This window comes from Lentzea albida, assembly GCF_900111005.1.
GTDB classification, from domain to species: Bacteria; Actinomycetota; Actinomycetes; order Mycobacteriales; family Pseudonocardiaceae; genus Lentzea; species Lentzea albida.
On sequence record NZ_FOFV01000021.1, the window covers coordinates 28787 to 45235 of the forward strand.

13 protein-coding genes are annotated in these 16449 nt (G+C 70.6%); 7 read left to right on the top strand and 6 right to left on the bottom strand.

The window, feature by feature from the left end; genetic code table 11:
- Positions 1–7: 7 nt before the first annotated feature.
- From BMY74_RS37070 to BMY74_RS37080, 3 genes are read right to left on the bottom strand one after another with little or no spacing between them, the layout of a single operon-like run.
- Positions 8–883: a carbohydrate ABC transporter permease gene (locus tag BMY74_RS37070; RefSeq protein WP_089924568.1), complete on the bottom strand. Its 876-nt coding sequence runs from the start codon at positions 881–883 to the stop codon at positions 8–10.
- Positions 880–1818 (bottom strand): carbohydrate ABC transporter permease, encoded by a 939-nt coding sequence (locus BMY74_RS37075; protein ID WP_089924571.1) that lies wholly within the window; start codon positions 1816–1818, stop codon positions 880–882. Before BMY74_RS37075 ends, BMY74_RS37070 begins: the two co-directional genes overlap by 4 nt.
- A gap of 14 nt (positions 1819–1832) precedes the next feature.
- Positions 1833–3146, bottom strand: a complete 1314-nt coding sequence (locus tag BMY74_RS37080; RefSeq protein ID WP_089924575.1) for an extracellular solute-binding protein — start codon at positions 3144–3146, stop codon at positions 1833–1835.
- A gap of 143 nt (positions 3147–3289) precedes the next feature.
- On the opposite strand from BMY74_RS37080, the gene BMY74_RS37085 reads away from it, so the two are divergent.
- From BMY74_RS37085 to BMY74_RS37100, 4 genes are all read left to right on the top strand, one after another.
- The gene (locus BMY74_RS37085) at positions 3290–4294 is read left to right on the top strand and encodes a LacI family DNA-binding transcriptional regulator (RefSeq protein WP_089924579.1); all 1005 of its coding nucleotides are present in this window, start codon (positions 3290–3292) and stop codon (positions 4292–4294) included.
- A gap of 229 nt (positions 4295–4523) precedes the next feature.
- Positions 4524–5069 carry a hypothetical protein gene (locus BMY74_RS37090; protein WP_089924582.1) on the top strand — a complete coding sequence of 182 codons (546 nt, stop codon included), beginning with the start codon at positions 4524–4526 and terminating at the stop codon, positions 5067–5069.
- Between the two features lie 10 nt (positions 5070–5079).
- Complete coding sequence (locus tag BMY74_RS37095) at positions 5080–6708, top strand: hypothetical protein (protein ID WP_089924585.1); 1629 nt, start codon at positions 5080–5082, stop codon at positions 6706–6708.
- Complete coding sequence (locus tag BMY74_RS37100) at positions 6705–7082, top strand: hypothetical protein (protein ID WP_218159865.1); 378 nt, start codon at positions 6705–6707, stop codon at positions 7080–7082. The genes BMY74_RS37095 and BMY74_RS37100 overlap by 4 nt, the downstream gene beginning before the upstream one ends.
- A gap of 4 nt (positions 7083–7086) precedes the next feature.
- Here the strand turns inward: BMY74_RS37100 and BMY74_RS37105 are convergent, their stop codons facing one another.
- Together BMY74_RS37105 and BMY74_RS37110 are read right to left on the bottom strand one after the other, a co-directional pair.
- Entirely contained in the window at positions 7087–8256 is a 1170-nt protein-coding gene (locus BMY74_RS37105; protein ID WP_089924588.1) for an AbfB domain-containing protein, read from the bottom strand.
- Positions 8257–8335: 79 nt separating this feature from the next.
- Positions 8336–11164, bottom strand: coding sequence for an AbfB domain-containing protein (locus tag BMY74_RS37110; protein ID WP_089924591.1), 2829 nt, complete (start codon positions 11162–11164; stop codon positions 8336–8338).
- A 329-nt stretch (positions 11165–11493) separates the two neighbouring features.
- Between BMY74_RS37110 and BMY74_RS37115 the strand changes: the two genes are divergently transcribed.
- Together BMY74_RS37115 and BMY74_RS37120 are read left to right on the top strand one after the other, a co-directional pair.
- Entirely contained in the window at positions 11494–13050 is a 1557-nt protein-coding gene (locus tag BMY74_RS37115; RefSeq protein WP_245786574.1) for a glycoside hydrolase family 76 protein, read from the top strand.
- A 69-nt stretch (positions 13051–13119) separates the two neighbouring features.
- On the top strand, positions 13120–14070 hold the full coding sequence (locus BMY74_RS37120; protein WP_089924599.1) for an acyltransferase domain-containing protein: 951 nt from the start codon (positions 13120–13122) through the stop codon (positions 14068–14070).
- Positions 14071–14230: 160 nt separating this feature from the next.
- Here BMY74_RS37120 and chvE read toward each other — a convergent pair whose 3' ends face one another.
- A complete protein-coding gene (gene chvE, locus BMY74_RS37125) occupies positions 14231–15328 on the bottom strand; it encodes a multiple monosaccharide ABC transporter substrate-binding protein (RefSeq protein ID WP_089924602.1) in 1098 nt (365 codons plus the stop codon).
- 227 nt (positions 15329–15555) lie between these two features.
- Between chvE and BMY74_RS37130 the strand changes: the two genes are divergently transcribed.
- Positions 15556–16317 (top strand): hypothetical protein, encoded by a 762-nt coding sequence (locus BMY74_RS37130; protein ID WP_089924605.1) that lies wholly within the window; start codon positions 15556–15558, stop codon positions 16315–16317.
- Positions 16318–16449: the final 132 nt, after the last annotated feature.

The following is a 16449-nucleotide window of genomic DNA, read 5'->3' on the forward strand; positions in this document are numbered from 1 at the left end:
TCCCGGCTCAGCCCTTGAGGCCGGTGCTGGTGACGCCTTCGACGATGCGGCGCTGGAAGAACAGGAACAGCAGGACCAGCGGCAGCGCGCCGAGGATCGAGGATGCCATCACGTCGGCGTAGCGCTCGCCGAAGGAGCCCTGCACGGTCGCGAGTCCCACCGGGACGGTCATCAGCGCCGGGTTCGACACCGCGATCAACGGCCACAGCAGGTTGTTCCACGTCCAGACGAAGGTGAAGATCGCGACTGCGGAGATGGCCGGGCGGCTGAGCGGCAGCACGATCCGGCGGTAGAGCGTCCACGGCCCGGCGCCCTCGACCACTGCGGCCTCCTCGATCTCGCGCGGCAGACCGTCGAAGAACTGCTTGAAGACGAACACCGCGATCGCCGACGGCACCTGCGGGAGGATCACCGCCCAGTAGGTGTTGAGCAGCCCGAACGCGCCGAGCTCGCGGAACCACGGCACGATCAGCACCTGACCGGGGATCACGATCCCGGCGAGCACCACCAGGAACACCGCCCGCTTGCCGCGGAAGCGCAGCCGGGACAGGGCGAACGCCGCCATGCTCGCGGTGACGAGCGTCAGCACGACGGTGACGACCGAGGTGATCGCGCTGGACAGGGACCAGTTCAGGACGTCGCCCTGGGCGAACAGCGCCAGGTAGGAGTGCAGCGTCAGGTCACCGCTCCCGGCGATCGCCGTGGCGCCCTGGGCCGCCGTCGTGTTCTCCACCAACGAGGTCCGGACCGCGAACGCGGTCGGGAGCACCCACAGCACCGCGAAGATCACGACGACCACCAGGCACAGGGTGTCGAACACCCTGGTGGCGGAGACGGTGGAGGCCTGCCTGCGGCCGGGCGCCGCGGCGCTGAGCGCGGTCATCGGATCACCTCGCGGTCGCGGCGGCGGGTGGCGAGCAGCCAGAGCCCGGACACCAGCAGGATCAGCAGGAAGTAGAGCATCGACGCGGCGGACGCGGCGCCCACGCGGTAGTCGGTGAACCCGGTGTCGTAGACGTACTCCAGCACCGGCCGGGTGTCCGCGGCCCCCATGGTCATCAGGTAGATCTGGTCGAACACCTTCAGCGACGCGATCAGCTGCAACGCCGTCACGAGCGCCGTGGTGCGGTGCAGCAACGGGAACGTGATCCGGGCGGTCTGCTGCCACGGGCCGGCGCCGTCGATCGCGGCGGCCTCGTAGAGCTCGCGCGGGATGTCCTGCAGCGCGGCCAGGTACAGCACGAAGTTGAAGCCGAGCGTCCACCAGAGCGTGACGCCCGCGATCGCCTGCATCGCCCAGTCCGGGTCGCCGAGCCACGACGGCGCGTCGACGCCCACGGCGCCCAGCACGGTCGCGAGCCCGCCGCTGTCCGGGGTGAGGATGAACATCCAGATCAGCGCGACGGTCGCCGACGGCAGGACGTAGGGCAGGAAGAAGGCGAAGCGGAACACCCGGTTGCCGCGCCCGACCCGGTTCACCAGCACCGCGAGCACGAGGCTCAGCACCACCAGCACCGGTGTCGTGAAGAGCGTGAACCGGACGGTGTTCCCCAGCGAGGACCAGAAGTCCGCGCTGGCGAGGAGGGCGGTGAAGTTGCCGAAGCCGACGGCGTCGCCCAGTCCCGGCCGCACGAGGCTGGTGTCGAAGAAGGACAGCACGAACCCGTAGGCCGTGGGCCCGAGCACGAACAGCAGGTACAGCACGCCGAACGGCGCCAGGAACAGCCAGGGTGCGGCGTCGCCGCGGGTGCGCGGTGTGGTCGTCGTGTCGCTTGTGGATGGTGGTGTGCGCGGGGGCGCCACCGTGGCGGCGGTCATGGTGGTCCTCCGGTTCACAGGGGGCTGGGGGTGGCGGCGTACCCGGTGAGCGCGTCCCGGATGGCGCGGACCGCGTCCTCCGGACTCGCGAGTCCCTGCCGCGCCAGGGCCACCTGCGCGCCGACCGATGTCTGCATGGTCGAGCCGGCGCCCGAGTACCAGGCGGGCGGGTCGTAGATCGCGATGTCCTTGGTCGGCGCCGTGCTCGCCACCGGTTCGTAGTCGCGGAACCAGGAGCCCTCCAGCACCGGCCGGTAGACCGGGAGGCTGCCGCCCTGGGCCCAGACGTCCGTGTTCTCCAGGAAGAACTTCGCGAACCCGAGCGCACGGCCCGGACCGTCGCCCGAGTCGGTGCGCGGGAACACCAGCGCGTGGCTGTCGGCGAACACGGCCGGGCGCTCGAAGAGCTGCGGCACGGGAGCGAGCGAGAAGGGGACCTTCGAGTCGACGATCGTCGGCGTCTGCCAGGCGCCGTGGACGAGGAAGGCGCTCTGTCCCGCCGCGAAGAGCGACACGGACGTGACGTCGGTGGCGGTGTCCGGGCTCAACCCCGCCGTGGTCAGCTCCCGCAGCCAGCGCAGGCTCTCCGCGGCGGTCCGGTCGTCCATCGTGACCCGCGTGCCGTTGTCCCCCAGCACGTCCTGGCCGCCCATCTGCGTGTAGACGGTGTCGAAGATCCGCCAGTTCGACGACGGGTCCGCGATGACCGGGGACACGAGCCCCCACCGCGCACCGGCCTCGCGTGTGGCGGCCAGCGCGGCGCGGAAGGTGGCCTCGCCGGTGATCGGTTTCAGGCGCCCGGAGGCGTCCAGCAGTCCGGCGCGGCCGCAGATCTCGGTGTTGTAGTAGAGGACGAGCGCGCCGATGTCGACCGGCAGGCCGTACGCCCTGCCGTCGACCAGACCTGACCGCCACACCGAGGTGTCGAACTGCGCGCCGTCGATGCCCGCGCCCCGGAGCATCGCCGGGGTGAGTTCGGTGAGCAGGCCCGCGCGGGCGAAGTTGGACAGCCGCGACAGGTGGCAGACCGCCACGTCCGGCGGCCGTCCGCCGACGATCGAGAGCGAGAGTTTCGTGTAGTACGGGCTGCCCCACGCGAGGGTGGTCGCCTCCAGCGACCCGGCACCGCGGGCGGTCCGGTACCGCTCGAAGATCTGCTGCGCGCGAGCGCCGTCACCGCCGGACCAGAGGTTCCAGAACGCGACCTTCTCCGGTTCCAGCGGCGTCGCCACGAGCCCGCTCGCCAGTGGGCTGCCGCACGCGGCGGTGGCCAGAGCGGTCCCGCCGAGCGCCATCGCCTTGAGCGCCTGCCTCCTGTTGAGCGTCACCGTCGAACGCCTCCACGCTGAGGTCGGTAGGTGGTCCGCGGCTCACGCCATCTGGGCGACACACCCCGTTTGCCACGTGGCACATTCCTACCACGTGGCAAACTGGCTGGACAAGGACACGAGGGCTCTGGAGGAAACTGACCGTGGCGGCTACACAGCGCGACGTGGCGCTACGGGCGGGCGTCTCGACGCGGACCGTGTCGAACGTCGTCAACGACTACCGGCACATCAGCGAGGACGTCCGCCGCCGCGTGCTGGCCGCGATCGACGAGGTCGGCTACCGCCCCAACCGCGCGGCCCGCAGCCTGCGCACCGGCCGCAGCGGCCTGATCGCCCTGGCCTTCCCGGAGTTCGACGTCGGCTACTTCGCCGAACTGGCCCGCCTGGTCGTGCACGAGGCCGAACGCCGCGGCTACACCGTGCTGGTCATGCAAACTCTCGGCGAGCGCGGCCGCGAAGCCGCACTGCTGCAACGCATCGACCGCCAGCTCGTCGACGGCCTGCTGTTCAGCGCGTCCGCGTGCGAACCGGAGGACATCGAGAACAGCGACACCGGCCCCCTGGTCCTGCTGGGAGAGCACGACATCCCGGGCATCGACCGGATCGCGATCGACAACGTGGCCGCGGCCCGCGCCGCCACCCGGCACCTCGTCGAACAGGGCTGCCGCCGCATCGCGTTCATCGGCCGCGCCCGCGACTTCCGCTCCGACATGGCGGAGCAGCGCATCGAGGGCTACCAGCTCGAACTGACCGCGGCCGCCCTCCCGTTCCGCCAGGTGGTGGAGGTGGACGGGTACCACCGCGCGAACGGCTTCGCCGCCGTGACGGAACTGCTGGCGGCCAAGGGATCCGGCCCTGTCGACGGCCTTCTGTGCGCCAACGACCCGGTGGCGCTCGGGGCGATGCACGCGCTGAACCAGGCCGGGCTGCGGGTGCCGGACGACATCGCCGTGGTCGGGTTCGACGACATCGACGACAGCGCGTACGGACTGGTGCCGCTGACGTCGGTGTCACCGGACAAGCGGCAGATCGCCGAGCTGGCGGTGAGCCGGTTGATCGACCGGGTGCAGGGGGCGGACGTGCCGGGGCGGTTGCACGTGGCCGGGTTCGAGTTGGCGGTGCGGGCCAGCTCGGCGCGCACGGGGTGACGGACGCGCCCGGGGTTCGGCCCCGCCTGCCTTCGAACGCGGCGGGACGGCCCACGCCCGGCCGCCACGAACCCGCGACCCTCCACCACACCGAGGCCGCTAGTCGCCGCGGTTAGCGCGCAATGCCTCCCCTGCCACCAGCCGTACGCCGATCGGCCGTCGCCACCGAACCCCGGAGAGATCTAGGTTTGCGGGTGTGACAGGGCAGGGGGAACCTCACTCACACCGTTTGCTCGCACCCGGTGTCGCCGTGCTGCTGGGCTTCGTCGCGCTCGTCGGCAACCCGTGGCTCGACCTCGACCTCGCACTGGCCGACTCCGACTCGGCCCTGCGCGTCGCCACCGTCCTGCTCTCGTACCCGGCCTGGTTCGTCGACATCGACCAGGCGGGCCCGTTCTACTTCTGGTTCGGGAACCTGCGGACGGCGTTGTTCGTGGCGCTGGCCGTGGTGGGGCTGAACAAGGTGTCGGGCTGGGTCAGCGGGACGGCGGGCGGCAAGGCGCTGTTCGTCACCACCGCGGGGGCGACGACGCTCAGCGCGGTGGTCGCGGGGCTGGCGTCCGGGTTCGTCACGATGGTGCTGGTCGACGACCGCTCCACGCTCCCCTACCTGAACCCCGGTCGGCCCGAGGAGTTCTTCCTCGTCCAGCTCAGCTCGTCGGCGGCGTTCGGGGTGCTGTTCGGCTCGGTGCTCGGTGCCGTCGTGGCCGCCGCGAAACGTCGTGAACCCGAGAAGCGCGAACGTCCCGCGAACGCGCCGAAGTCTTTGTGGTGAAGGGGATTCGATGAGCCTGCCGTTCTCCCCCGACGACACGACCCGATACCTGTGCGTCGCGGCGCGGACCGACGAGGGCTTCGCCGAGCGGATGAGCAAGGCGCTGCTGCACGACGACCTGCACGCCACGGCGCCGTCGGTCGGGTTCTCGCTGCGGCCCGTGCTGCTGCACGCGCTGGCGGGAATCCGGCAACGCCGAGTGCGGGACTGGTTCCTGCTCGCCGCCACGGCGCTGGCGCTCGTGATCTCTCCACTGTGGACTGTCCTGGCCCTGCTGGTGGTGCTGCCGGTCGCCGGTGGCCTCGCCAGGCGCGCCGCCGAGTCCCGCCGGTTGCGCGACATCGTCTTCGCGCTGATCACGCTCGCGGGCCTGGTGCTCGTGACCGTGTCGATGGTGTCCGCGCTCGGTACGGCACCGGAACCGACGCGGAGCCGTCCCCGGCCCGAGCCGCCGGTCGACGACTGGCTGGTCGGCCTGCCGTGGGTCGCGCTGCTGGTCGGCCTCCTGATGTACGGGCTGGTGGTGTGGACCGAGTGGCGGATCCGCCGGACGTTGCTGAGCGAGCTCACGCGGTCCGCGTTCCGGCCGGAGGAGGCGCCGGAACTGCCCGCGAGCCAGGCCTGGTTGTCCGACCGGCTGGAGGCGATCGACGTCGCCGAAGGCGGCAACGTCACCGTCTACGACGGCTTCACCCCGTTCATCGGCCACGGCCCACTGGTGTCCACGTGGTCGTTCGCGCTGCCCTCGCTGCGCGAGGACTCCGACGCGGTGGTGCCGCTCGACGTGGCCGAGCTCGTGACCCACGTGCGCGCCCGGCTGGCGGGCATCGGCGTGGAGCCCGACGAACTGCCGGGCCTCGTCCTCACCGAGCGGGCGTTCGTCAGCGGCAACGCGCTCGTCCTGCACCCGGCCCTGCTGCCCGAGCGCGACCAGGCGCCCCTGCAGCACCTGGATGACGACGAACTGGCCCGGCTCGCCGCGCGGCCCCACGGCTCGGCGCGGCACTACCTCTGCGCCCAGGTCCCTTCCTGGGGCGGCGAGGTGGTCGCCAGCACGTTCCTGCACTTCTCCACCGACGGGCGGCTGCTCTACCTGCAGTGCGACCGGACGGTGCTGGGACCGTTGTGGCAGCAGTACCACGACGTCGACCGCATCAGCCCCGTGCTCACGGCCGGTGCGGTCGGCCGCCTGCTCGCCAGGGCGGCCAGCGGGCTCGCCGGCGCCGTGCCCCGCGCGCCGTTCCGCGTGCTGCGGGACGCGACCTTCCACTGGCGCTGGCAGCGGCATCGCACAATCGAGCGGGCGATCGCCGAGCAGGACCTCGGGTACAGCTACGGCGCCCGGTTCAGCGTCCGCGAGGAGGCCTCGGACGCCAACTACCACAACTACTTCCAGAAGACCGACGCCGCCAAGCACCTCAAGCTGATCGAACGGCACGTGCTCGCGGCGCTGCTGGACTTCCTCGACGAACGCGGGGTGGACACCACCGAGTTCCGCAACCGCCAGATGACGATCCTCAACCAGGGCATCATCCAGACCGGCGGCACCAGCAACGTGGGCAACCAGGCGGTCGGCAGTGAGGCCACCGCGACGGCCCACTTCGCCACGCCCGAACCCGCAGCCGGGAAACCGCAGTGACCGAAGGGGAAACCGTGCCGGACAACTCACCGAACTACGGCATCCAGCAGTCGGGCGGGGTGAGCAACGTCGGCAACCAGGCGGTCGGCCAGAACGCCCGCGCCACCAGCCACGGCCTCCAGTTCACCGCCTCACCGGCGACCAACGAACTGGTGGCGGAGCTGATGGCGTTGCTCGAACGCCACCGCGCCGAGCTCCCCGACGAGGCCACGGAGGTCGCCGAGGAGCTCCAGGACGAGCTCGAGTCGCCCGAACCCGACCGCGGTGTGATCGCGCGCGTCCTGGAGCGGCTCAACACCATGGTCAAGCCCGTCGCGCCGCTCGTGGAGACCGTGGGCGAGCTGACCAAGGCCGTCGAGTCGTTCGGCGGGTGACGCCTCAGGGCGCCCAGGGCGCGTCGAACGACCAGGCGATGTCGGGGACGAGGCTCGACGCCGTGTCGTCGGCACCGGACCCGCCCGGCGTGGCCAGCCCCAGTTCGCTGTTGATGTGCCGCAGGTAGGAACCGGGGAAGTTCCAGGAGCTCAGCCGCATCCCGGTCGGCGCGGACCGGCCGCACCACGTGGCGTCGGCGCGCATCAGCGCCGTGCCGTCGTCCGGGCTGATCTTCACCCGGCTGTCCTGGTGGCGCAGGTAGTAGCCGGGGAAGTTGCGCGACTCCAGGCTGTGGCAGCCGCCGGCGAGACCGGGGACGACCCGCCAGGTCGCGTCGGACTTGAGCAGTGCGGAACTGCCCGAGTCGACGTGTGCGGTGTACCCCAACGAGTTCTGGTGCCGTGCGTACCGGTCCGTGAAGCCGGGGGTCGTGACGCGCAGCGAACGCAGGCCGGAGGGCAGGGTGACGGGAGCGCCATCGTTCCCCGCCGATCCGGGCACGGCCGCGAGCGCGGAGGCCCACCGAGCGGCCATCTTGTCGTACCCCGTACGACTGGGGTGCACGCCGTCGGCCAGGTCCGCGGTGGTGAGGGCGACGTGCATGTCGACGAAGTGCACGCGGGATCCCTTGCTCCGCACCATGTCGGGGATGGTCGCGTTGTAGGCGTTCGCCCTGGACTCCAGGGCGGGGTCGGTCAGCGGGACGACCGAGGAGACGAACACATCGGCGTTGGGCGCCGCCGCACGGATGTGGTCGACCAGCGCGCTCAGCCGCACCGGAGCACCCGCGAGATCGTGGTTCTGCGCGATGTCGTTCGTGCCGAGGTGGAGCAGCACCGTGCGCGGTGTGCTCTCGCGCAGCACCGAGGTGACGATGGCGTCGATCTGGTCGATTCGCCAGCCGGGATGGCCCTCGTGGTCGTGGTCGGGCAGGTCGGCCGGTCCGTTGGACTGGGTGCCGACGAAGTCGACCAGGTGGCCCGCGGCGGCAAGGCTGCGCCACAGGTTGATGCGGTAGCCGCCGGGAACGTTGAACCCGTCGGTGATCGAGTCGCCGAGAGCGAGCACTCGCGTGCCGCCGTTGCTCTCCGCCGCCGTCGCCACACCCGCGGGCACGAGCACTCCCAGCGTCAGGAGGGCTGCCGCCAGGCCGGCCGTGCGTCGTCGCACCATGTCCAACTCCTTGCTGTGGGGAGAGGGGCCGGGGTGGTCGCGCGACCACCCCGGCCGGGGGGGGGGGGGGGGGGGGGAGCTACGGCGCCCAGGGCGCCGCGATGGTCCAGGTGCTGTCGGCGGTCAGCGTCTGAGGCCGGTCGAAACCGGTCTCCGCGTTGCCGGAGGCGACGTACACCTGCGACTCGAAGTGCCGCAGGTACGAGCCCGGCTTGTTGATCGACTCGAGCGTCACGCCCGTGCCGCTCAGGCCGGGGCGCGCGCAGAACGTGGCGTCGTCGCGGAACAGCGCCGAGCCGTCGTTCGGCGAGTTCCGCACCCGGCTGTCGGCGTGGCGCAGGAACTGGCCCGGGAAGTTCACCGACTCGAACGAGTAGCACGACGAGTCGGCGAGCCCGCGGCGGACCGTGTACGTGGCGTCGGCCTTCAGCGTGGCGCTGCTGCCGCCGTTCACGATCTCCGTGTACGCCAGGCTGTTCGAGTGCCGCAGGTAGCGGTCGGTGTGACCCCAGGTCGCGACCTGCAGCGACTGGCGGACGTCCGTGGTGAGCCGTGCCGAGCTGCGCCACAGCGCCGGATCCGCCGTGCCCCAGGTGGAGTCGGCGGCGAAGCCGGTCGCGGTGTCCCAGGCGTTGGTGCCACCGCTGCGGGCCAGGTAGACGTTGTCCGCGTAGTGGCGCAGGTAGGAGCCCGGGAAGTTCAGCGACTCGAACGACGTGCCGCCCGACGCCAGACCCGGCCGGGCGCACCACGTCGCGTCCGCCGCGAACGTCCCGCTGGTGGACGCCTCGACGCGCGCGGTGCTGTTGGCGTGCCTGAGGAAACGTCCCGGGAAGTTCACCGATTCGAACGAGTAGCAGCGCGCGTCGGCGAGACCCGCGACCGTGCGGAACGACGCGTCCTGGCGGGCGCCGTCGGCACTGGTGGCGCTGAGGACGTCCGTGCGGGCCACCGAGTTCGCGTGCCGCAGGTAGCGGTCGGTGAAGCCCGGCGTGGTCACGCGCAACGACCGGACGTGCCCGAGGGTGAAGTCGACCGGCGAGTTGGGGTTGCGCGACGCGGCGATCAGGTCGCCGTGCGCGGCCCGCAGCTGGTTCGTGTCGACCTTCTGCACGCGCCGGTCGTAGGTGAGCAGACCGTTGTACTCGCCCTCGACGTCCGTGATCTCCGTGTACACGTAGGCGGACAGGCCCTTCGTCGTCATCAGCTGCTTCACGTCGCGGACCATGCCGGTGTAGCGGTCGTTGAGCTGGGCTGCGCTGAAGACCTGTTCGTAGGCGAAGAAGTCGTTCTTCGGGCTGTACTCGTGGCCGGGTGTGCGCAGGCCGATGCCGCCGAACTCGCCGAGCACCGAGACGCGGGTCGACGACGGCCGCGGCGCGTCCGGTCCTGTGTAGACGTGCCAGTCGACGATGTCACCGGTGCCCGGATCACCCTTGGAAGCACAGCAGTTGTAGCCGCTGTGGGCGTTCACGAGCCGGGTCGGGTCGTAGTTCTTCAAGTCCGTGGTGACACGCCGGGTGTCGGCGAGGCTCCACTCGCCCCAGCCCTCGTTGAAGGGCACGTAGGTGACGACCGCGGGCGAGAACCGGTGCTCGTCGACGATCTCGCGCGCCTCGGTCTCGAACTGCGCGATCTGCGCCGCCGTGCGGTTCGCGTCGAACGCGGGCGTCGACGGAACGTCCTGCCACACCAGCAGTCCGAGGCGGTCGGCGTGGTAGTACCAGCGGGCCGGTTCGACCTTGATGTGCTTGCGCACCATGTTGAAGCCGAGGTCCTTGTGCTTCTGCAGGTCCGACGCGAGCGCCGCGTCCGTCGGCGCCGTGTAGAGGCCGTCGGGCCAGAAACCCTGGTCCAGCGTGCCGATCTGGAACACGAACTCGCCGTTGAGGGTCGGCCGGAGCACGCCGTCGACGAGCTTCGTGCCGACCTCCCGCATGCCGAAGTAGTTCACGACCTGGTCGACTGTGGCGCCGGAGGAGTTCCGCAGGGAGACCCGGAGGTTGTACAGGTACGGGTCGTCCGGCGACCACCGCCGCGCGTTCGGCACCGGCACGGAGAACTCGGTGAAGCCACCGGTCGCGCTGCCCACGACGGTCGTGCCGGCCATCGCCTCCGCGAGCACGGTGTGCCCGGTCGTGTTGCCGCGCGTGAAGACGCGGACCCTCGCGGTGTTGTTGGAGAGGTTCGGGTACACGTCGACGGAGAAGATCGACGTCGGCGCCGTGGGTTCGAGCCACACCGTCTGCCAGATGCCCGACGACGGCGTGTAGAAGATCCGGCTGGTGTCGTTGACCTGCTTGCCGACCGGCTGCTTCTCGCCGCGGCCGTCGGTCGGGTCGTACACGCGCACGACGATCTCGTTGGTGCCGCCGTTGAGCTGCGGCGTGACGTCGACCTCGAACCGGTCGTAGCCGCCCTTGTGCGTGGTGACCTGGGAGCCGTTGACCCAGACCGTCGCCTCGTAGTCGACCGCGCCGAAGTGCAGTTGCACGCGCCGGCCGTTCCACGCGGGCGGCACGGTGAAGGTGCGCCGGTAGAACATCAGGTCGCGGTTGTCGTTGCGCATGATCCCCGACAGCGCCGACTCGATCGGGTACGGCACCAGCACGCGCTCGGGCAGCGTCTGCCCCAGCGGCGGCGCGGCGTACCGGTTGACGTTCCCCGCCCCGTCGGTGGCGGGGTTGAGGAACTCCCACTCCCCGTTGAGGGACTGCCAGTCCGGCCGCGTCATCTGCGGGCGCGGGTACTCCGGCAGCGGGTTGGTGGTCGACACCTGGCTCGTCCACGGGGTGGTCAGCGGCGGTGTCTTCGGGACGACGGCGGCGGACGCCGGGCCGGACGCGGTGGCGACGATGCCACCGGCGAGGGCCAGCACGGCCGCCGCGCAGGCGACGAGGGAACGCATCGAACTCCTTCAGGCAGGGACCGGAGGTGGGCACGACGGCTCAGCGCCCTGACCGGAGCGCACGTGGGTGGGAAGAGGTGGCGACGACGCCCTGCTGGGCGTTCACGAGATCGTAACTCAATGGAGAGCGCCAAAAAACACCAAAAATCCGCGCTCTGAATCGACTAAGTCAACAAGCTGACTGTTCGAGTTTGTGACGGAGAACAGCTGCGCAGAACAGAAATCTGACCGGACAGAAGCATTGACGACCGAATCGCCCGAACTCTAGCCTCATCTTGAGAGCGCTCTCACCCATCACCGAGCCGCCCACCCTGCACCGGGAGGTTCTCATGCTGAGAGCTGCGTTTCTCGCGTCCCTGATGGTGTCCGGAGTCCTCGTGGCCGTCCCGCCGGCCGTGGCCGAGTCCGTTGTGGACTGCGGCTACTACTGCGACGACCGCGATCCCTCACTCCCCCTCGAAGCGCGGCGTTCCGCGTACCGTCCCGGCACCACCCCGCCGCCGACGGCCCCGCCCTCGACCGGCGGCGTCCCACCTGCCGCATCGGCCGTCGTCTGCAACAGGTACTGCGACGCCCGCGATCCCGCGCTCGCCCCCGCGGACCGCCTGGCCCAGACCGTCTCCGTCGGAGGCCGGCAGATCTCCCTGCGGTTCAACGACACCGACGCGATGGGCTGGGCGGTCGTGTCCAGCGCCCAGCAGGGCGACGAGGTCTGGCTGGACCGCTCGTTCGACGCCGGTGTCAGCTGGGGCTCCGGGTCGAGGCTAGGCAACACGGCGGCCCCGGCGGGCTTCGGCACCTGGCGCACGATGATGTTCAACGTCGACGACTGGACCGGTCTCGGCGTCGGTCTGCTGCGCGCCTGCGGTCGCCCGGCCGGTTCGTCCGCGATCGCGTGCACCAGCTGGTACCGCACGACGTGGAACGCGGGCGAGCGCCGCACCGCCGCCGCGACGGCGTTGATGCAGCGCTACAACCTCGGCACGGGCCTGTTCGACACGACCGGCTGGTGGAACTCCGCCAACGCCCTGACGGCGGTCATCGACAACATCCGGGTGACCGGGATGAACAGCTACCGCTACGCCATCGCCCGCACCTACGACCTCAACCGCGCGGCCTGGCAGGGCGACTTCATCAACGACTACAACGACGACGTCGCCTGGTGGGGCCTCGCGTGGCTGGCCGCCTACGACCTGACCGGCGACAGCAGGTACCTCACCACTGCCAGAGCGGGCGCGAACCACATCCACCGGTTCTGGGACTCGGTGTGCGGGGGTGGGATCTGGTGGAGCTCCAGCAAGAACTACAAGAACGCGATAGCCAACTCGCTCTACGTCCAGCTCAACGCCGCTCTGCACAACAGGATCCCGGGCGACACCACCTTCCTGCAACGCGCCAGGGCGGGCTGGACCTGGTTCCTCGGCAGCAAGATGATCAACAGCGCGAACCTCGTCAACGACGGCCTGAACTCCAGCTGCGCCAACAACAACCTCACGCCGTGGAGCTACAACCAGGGCGTCCCGCTCGCCGCGCTGGTCGAACTGCACCGGGCCACCGGCGACGCGAGCCTGCTCACCCGGGCCCGCGCCCTCGCCGACGCGTCGACCACCAGCACGTTCCTCAACCCCGGCGGCATCCTGTTCGACGACGGGGGCGGCGGGGACGTGCCGTCGTTCAAGGGCGTCTACGTGCGCGGGCTGGCGGCGCTGAACCGAGCGCTCGCGGACCGGCCGTACACCTCGTACCTGCGGCGGCAGGCCGACACGGCGCACGCGCGGGACCGGTCGAGCGCCGACTCCTACGACCAGCCCTGGGCGGGGCCGTTCCAGCGCAGCGACGCCGCCCGTCAGCACAGCGCGGTGGACCTGATGAACGCGGTGGGGTGAGCCGGCCTGGTCGCGGCAGGTCGCCGAACGGGCCGACACCACCGCGACCTTCCCGGTAGGGTCGGTCACGTGGACCTGGAGGACACCGCGGCCCGGCTCGGAGTTCCGCTTCCCGAAGTCGAACGAGTGCACCGCCTCGCGGGCGACCGGCCCCCGGTTCCCCTGCCCGCCAAGGCGGACGCGCCGGCGATGCTCGACCGGCTCGCCGTACCGCCCGACGACGCCGCCGAGGTCGTGGCGGCCTGGCCGGACCCGGACTCTCCACTGTGGACTCCGGAGCTGCGCTGGCTGCTGGACCGCTCCACGGCCCTGGTGCGGGCCGACCTCGGCGGCCACGGCTGGCTGTCGCCGGGCCCGGCGCTGCCGCGCGAGCGGGGTCCCGCCTGGCGCCACCTCTACGTGTACGCGTACCTGGCCCTGGTCGACGTGGCGCTGGAGTACCACCGGGCGCACGGCATCGCCGAGGCCGTCTCGTGGACGACGCTCGCGGACCTCGGTCGCAACCTCGCCGTCGACCGGCGGATGCGCGGCGAGGGCTGGCCCGTCATGCAGAGCTGGCTCACGCTGCACTCGCGCGGGGGCCTCTACGAGCTCGGCCGGTTGCAGCACCACCGGGGTGATTCCGCGCTCTCGCTGCACATCCCCGACTCCGGCCCGCTGACGCCGGAGTCCGTGTCGGCGTCACTGGACGAGGCGCGTTCGTTCTTCCCGCGGCACTTCCCCGACGAGCGGTACACGGCGTTCTCGTGCGGATCGTGGCTGCTCGACCCGCAACTGCGGGAGTACCTGCCCGACGAGTCGAACATCATCCGGTTCCAGCGGAGGTTCGAACTGGAACCGCACGAGGAGCAGGAGGGGATCAACGCGGACGTCGAGGTGCTGCGGTTCGTGTTCCGCACCCTCACGACCCCGCTCGACCGGTTGCCGCGCACGACGGTGCTGCAGCGCGCCATCGTGGACCACCTCCAGGCCGGGCGCCACTGGCAGTGGCGGCGCGGGCGGTTCCCGATCGCCGGTTAGGGCGTGTGTCGAAGTCCGGTTCGATGAGAGTCGCGCTTGAGGTGGTTCCTGGTGGTGCGGCCGGATCGGCCGCGTACCGGTGTTGTACGTGGCCGATCCGGCCGTGCCGCCAGGGGCCGCCTCGGGCCCGGCTGTCGCGGATCGGGCTTCGACACACGCCCTAGCGAAGCTGGTCGTCGCTGTAGTACCCCGACTCCACCAGAACCTTGTGGTAGTTCGACTTGTCGACGCTCACGGGGTTCAGCAGGAAGGCCGGGACGATCTTGACGCCGTTCTCGTAGTCGTTCAGGTTGTTGAGCTGCGGCGGGGTCCGGCCCTTCAGCACCGCCTCGGCCATCGACGCCGTGGCCGTCGCCAGCTCGCGGGTGTCCTTGTAGATCGTCGAGTACTGCTCCCCCGCGATGATGGACTTCACCGACCCCAGCTCGGCGTCCTGGCCGGTCACGACCGGGAACCCCTGGCCGGGGGCGTAGCCGTTGTTCTTCAACGCGGTCAGGATCCCGAGGGAGATGCCGTCGTAGGGCGAGAGCACGCCGTTGACCTTGGTGCGGCGGTACGCCGTCGTGACGATCTCCTCCATGCGCTTGCGGGCGGTCTCGCCGTCCCACCGGAGGGTCGTCACGGCCTGGAAGTCCGTCTGCCCGCTGCGCACGACCAGCTTGCCGTCGTCGATGAGCGGCTTGAGCACGGACATGGCGCCGTTGAAGAAGAACGCCGAGTTGTTGTCGTCCGCGGAGCCCGCGAACAGCTCGATGTTGAACGGTCCCGCCGCGGGGCCCGGACTGCCGTCGCCGTTGCGCAGGCCCAGCCCGGTCAGCAACGACTCGGCCTGGTAGATCCCGACGCGGAAGTTCTCGAACGTCGCGTAGTAGTCGACGTTGGGGCTGCCGCGCAGGAGCCGGTCGTAGGCGATCACCGGGATCCCGGCCTCCGCCGCCATCAGCAGCGGCTTGGTCAGCGCCGAGCCGTCCACCGAGGCGATGATCAGGAGCTTCGCGCCGGCGGCGATCTGGCTCTCGACCTGCTTCACCTGGGTCGGCACGTCGTTCTCCGCGTACTGCAGGTCGACCCGGTGGCCGCGCGATTCGAGGTTGTGCTTGATGTTCTCGCCGTCGCTCGTCCAGCGCTGCGACGTCGTCGTCGGCATCGTGACGCCCACGAGAGCGCTCTCAGGCGGTTTGGTCTCCCGGCCGGTCGCGGGCGCGCCGCACGCGGCGACGAGCAACACGATCACGGACACCACGAACTTCGATCGCATCCCGGCTCCTCGCGCGGATCAACAACGTTGTTGACGGTCGCCACGGTTCTCGAGGCAGGCCGAAGACGCGGTTCTCGTGTGACCCGCGCCACAAGCGGCTGTGCACGTTAACAACTGGACGCGAAGGGATCAAGCGACGAGGGCGGTTCGTCCATCGAAAGCACGAATGGGTGCCGTGTAGCGACATGCGGCGGTAGGGCGATGGGAAGGTCGACGACGATCGGGAGGTGAGCGCCTTGCCCGACCGGAAGCGGTCCCGGCGTGGCCTGGTGTCCGTCGCGGTGGGGATCCTCCTCGGCGTCGCGAGCATGGCGTTGCCGTCCGTCGACGCGCTGTGGGCCGCCCTGGGAGTGGCGCGCGACCTCCGCACCGGCCACAGCACCGGCCTCGCGATCCTGTTCCTGTGCCTGGGTTTCCTCGTCGCCCAGTACTTCCAGCAGGAGGAGTTCAAGGCGGAGCTGGAACGGTCGCTGCGGGCGGAGTCGGCGCGCCTGGAGGCGGGGCTGCCCGCGTTCGGCCTGCTCACCCGGCAGACCGGCGACGAGGCCATGGCCACGCTCACCGGCCTGGTCGCCACCGCTCGTTCGGTTGCGAACACCAGGATCTCACCGTCCAAGGTGGAGGTCGCCGCCCGCCACGGCGCCGGATCCGCGTGGGACCGGGCCCTGCTCGCCGCCCTGCAGGCGGGACTGGCCTACCGCGAGGTGGTCAGCCCGAACCACGCCGACCTCGCCCGCTCCCGCAGGGCCGCCATCGCCGGGTCCGCCGGGGTCTACGAGGCCGCGGTGGTCCGCCACCTCCCGTCGCCGTTCCTGAACTTCATCGTCGTCGAGCAGCGCGACGGCACCAAGGAGGTCTGGTTCGGCTGGCTCGCCTCCCGGACGTCGGGGTTCGACGGAACCGTAATGCGCACCGGCGAGACCCACGTGGTGAGCCTCTTCGAACGCTGGCACACCGAACTGCTGGGCGCGGGCACCCCGGTTCGCTGACGGCGGCGGGACCCGATCGACAAATGCCGTTCCCGCAGACCTCGCGACGCGACATTTGCCGACTGCCGCCACCTCGGCCCGTCGACCAGACTGGGCATCTGCCGGACGAGCGGAGGGCGAACGACTGTGCGT

Bases quoted from the DNA above. Each gene is read 5' to 3' on its own strand.
- BMY74_RS37075 (WP_089924571.1), bottom strand. From the start codon at position 1,818: ATGACCGCCGCCACGGTGGCGCCCCCGCGCACACCACCATCCACAAGC.
- BMY74_RS37105 (WP_089924588.1), bottom strand. From the start codon at position 8,256: ATGGTGCGACGACGCACGGCCGGCCTGGCGGCAGCCCTCCTGACGCTG.
- BMY74_RS37095 (WP_089924585.1), top strand. From the start codon at position 5,080: ATGAGCCTGCCGTTCTCCCCCGACGACACGACCCGATACCTGTGCGTC.
- BMY74_RS37110 (WP_089924591.1), bottom strand. From the start codon at position 11,164: ATGCGTTCCCTCGTCGCCTGCGCGGCGGCCGTGCTGGCCCTCGCCGGT.
- BMY74_RS37070 (WP_089924568.1), bottom strand. From the start codon at position 883: ATGACCGCGCTCAGCGCCGCGGCGCCCGGCCGCAGGCAGGCCTCCACC.
- chvE (WP_089924602.1), bottom strand. From the start codon at position 15,328: ATGCGATCGAAGTTCGTGGTGTCCGTGATCGTGTTGCTCGTCGCCGCG.
- BMY74_RS37115 (WP_245786574.1), top strand. From the start codon at position 11,494: ATGCTGAGAGCTGCGTTTCTCGCGTCCCTGATGGTGTCCGGAGTCCTC.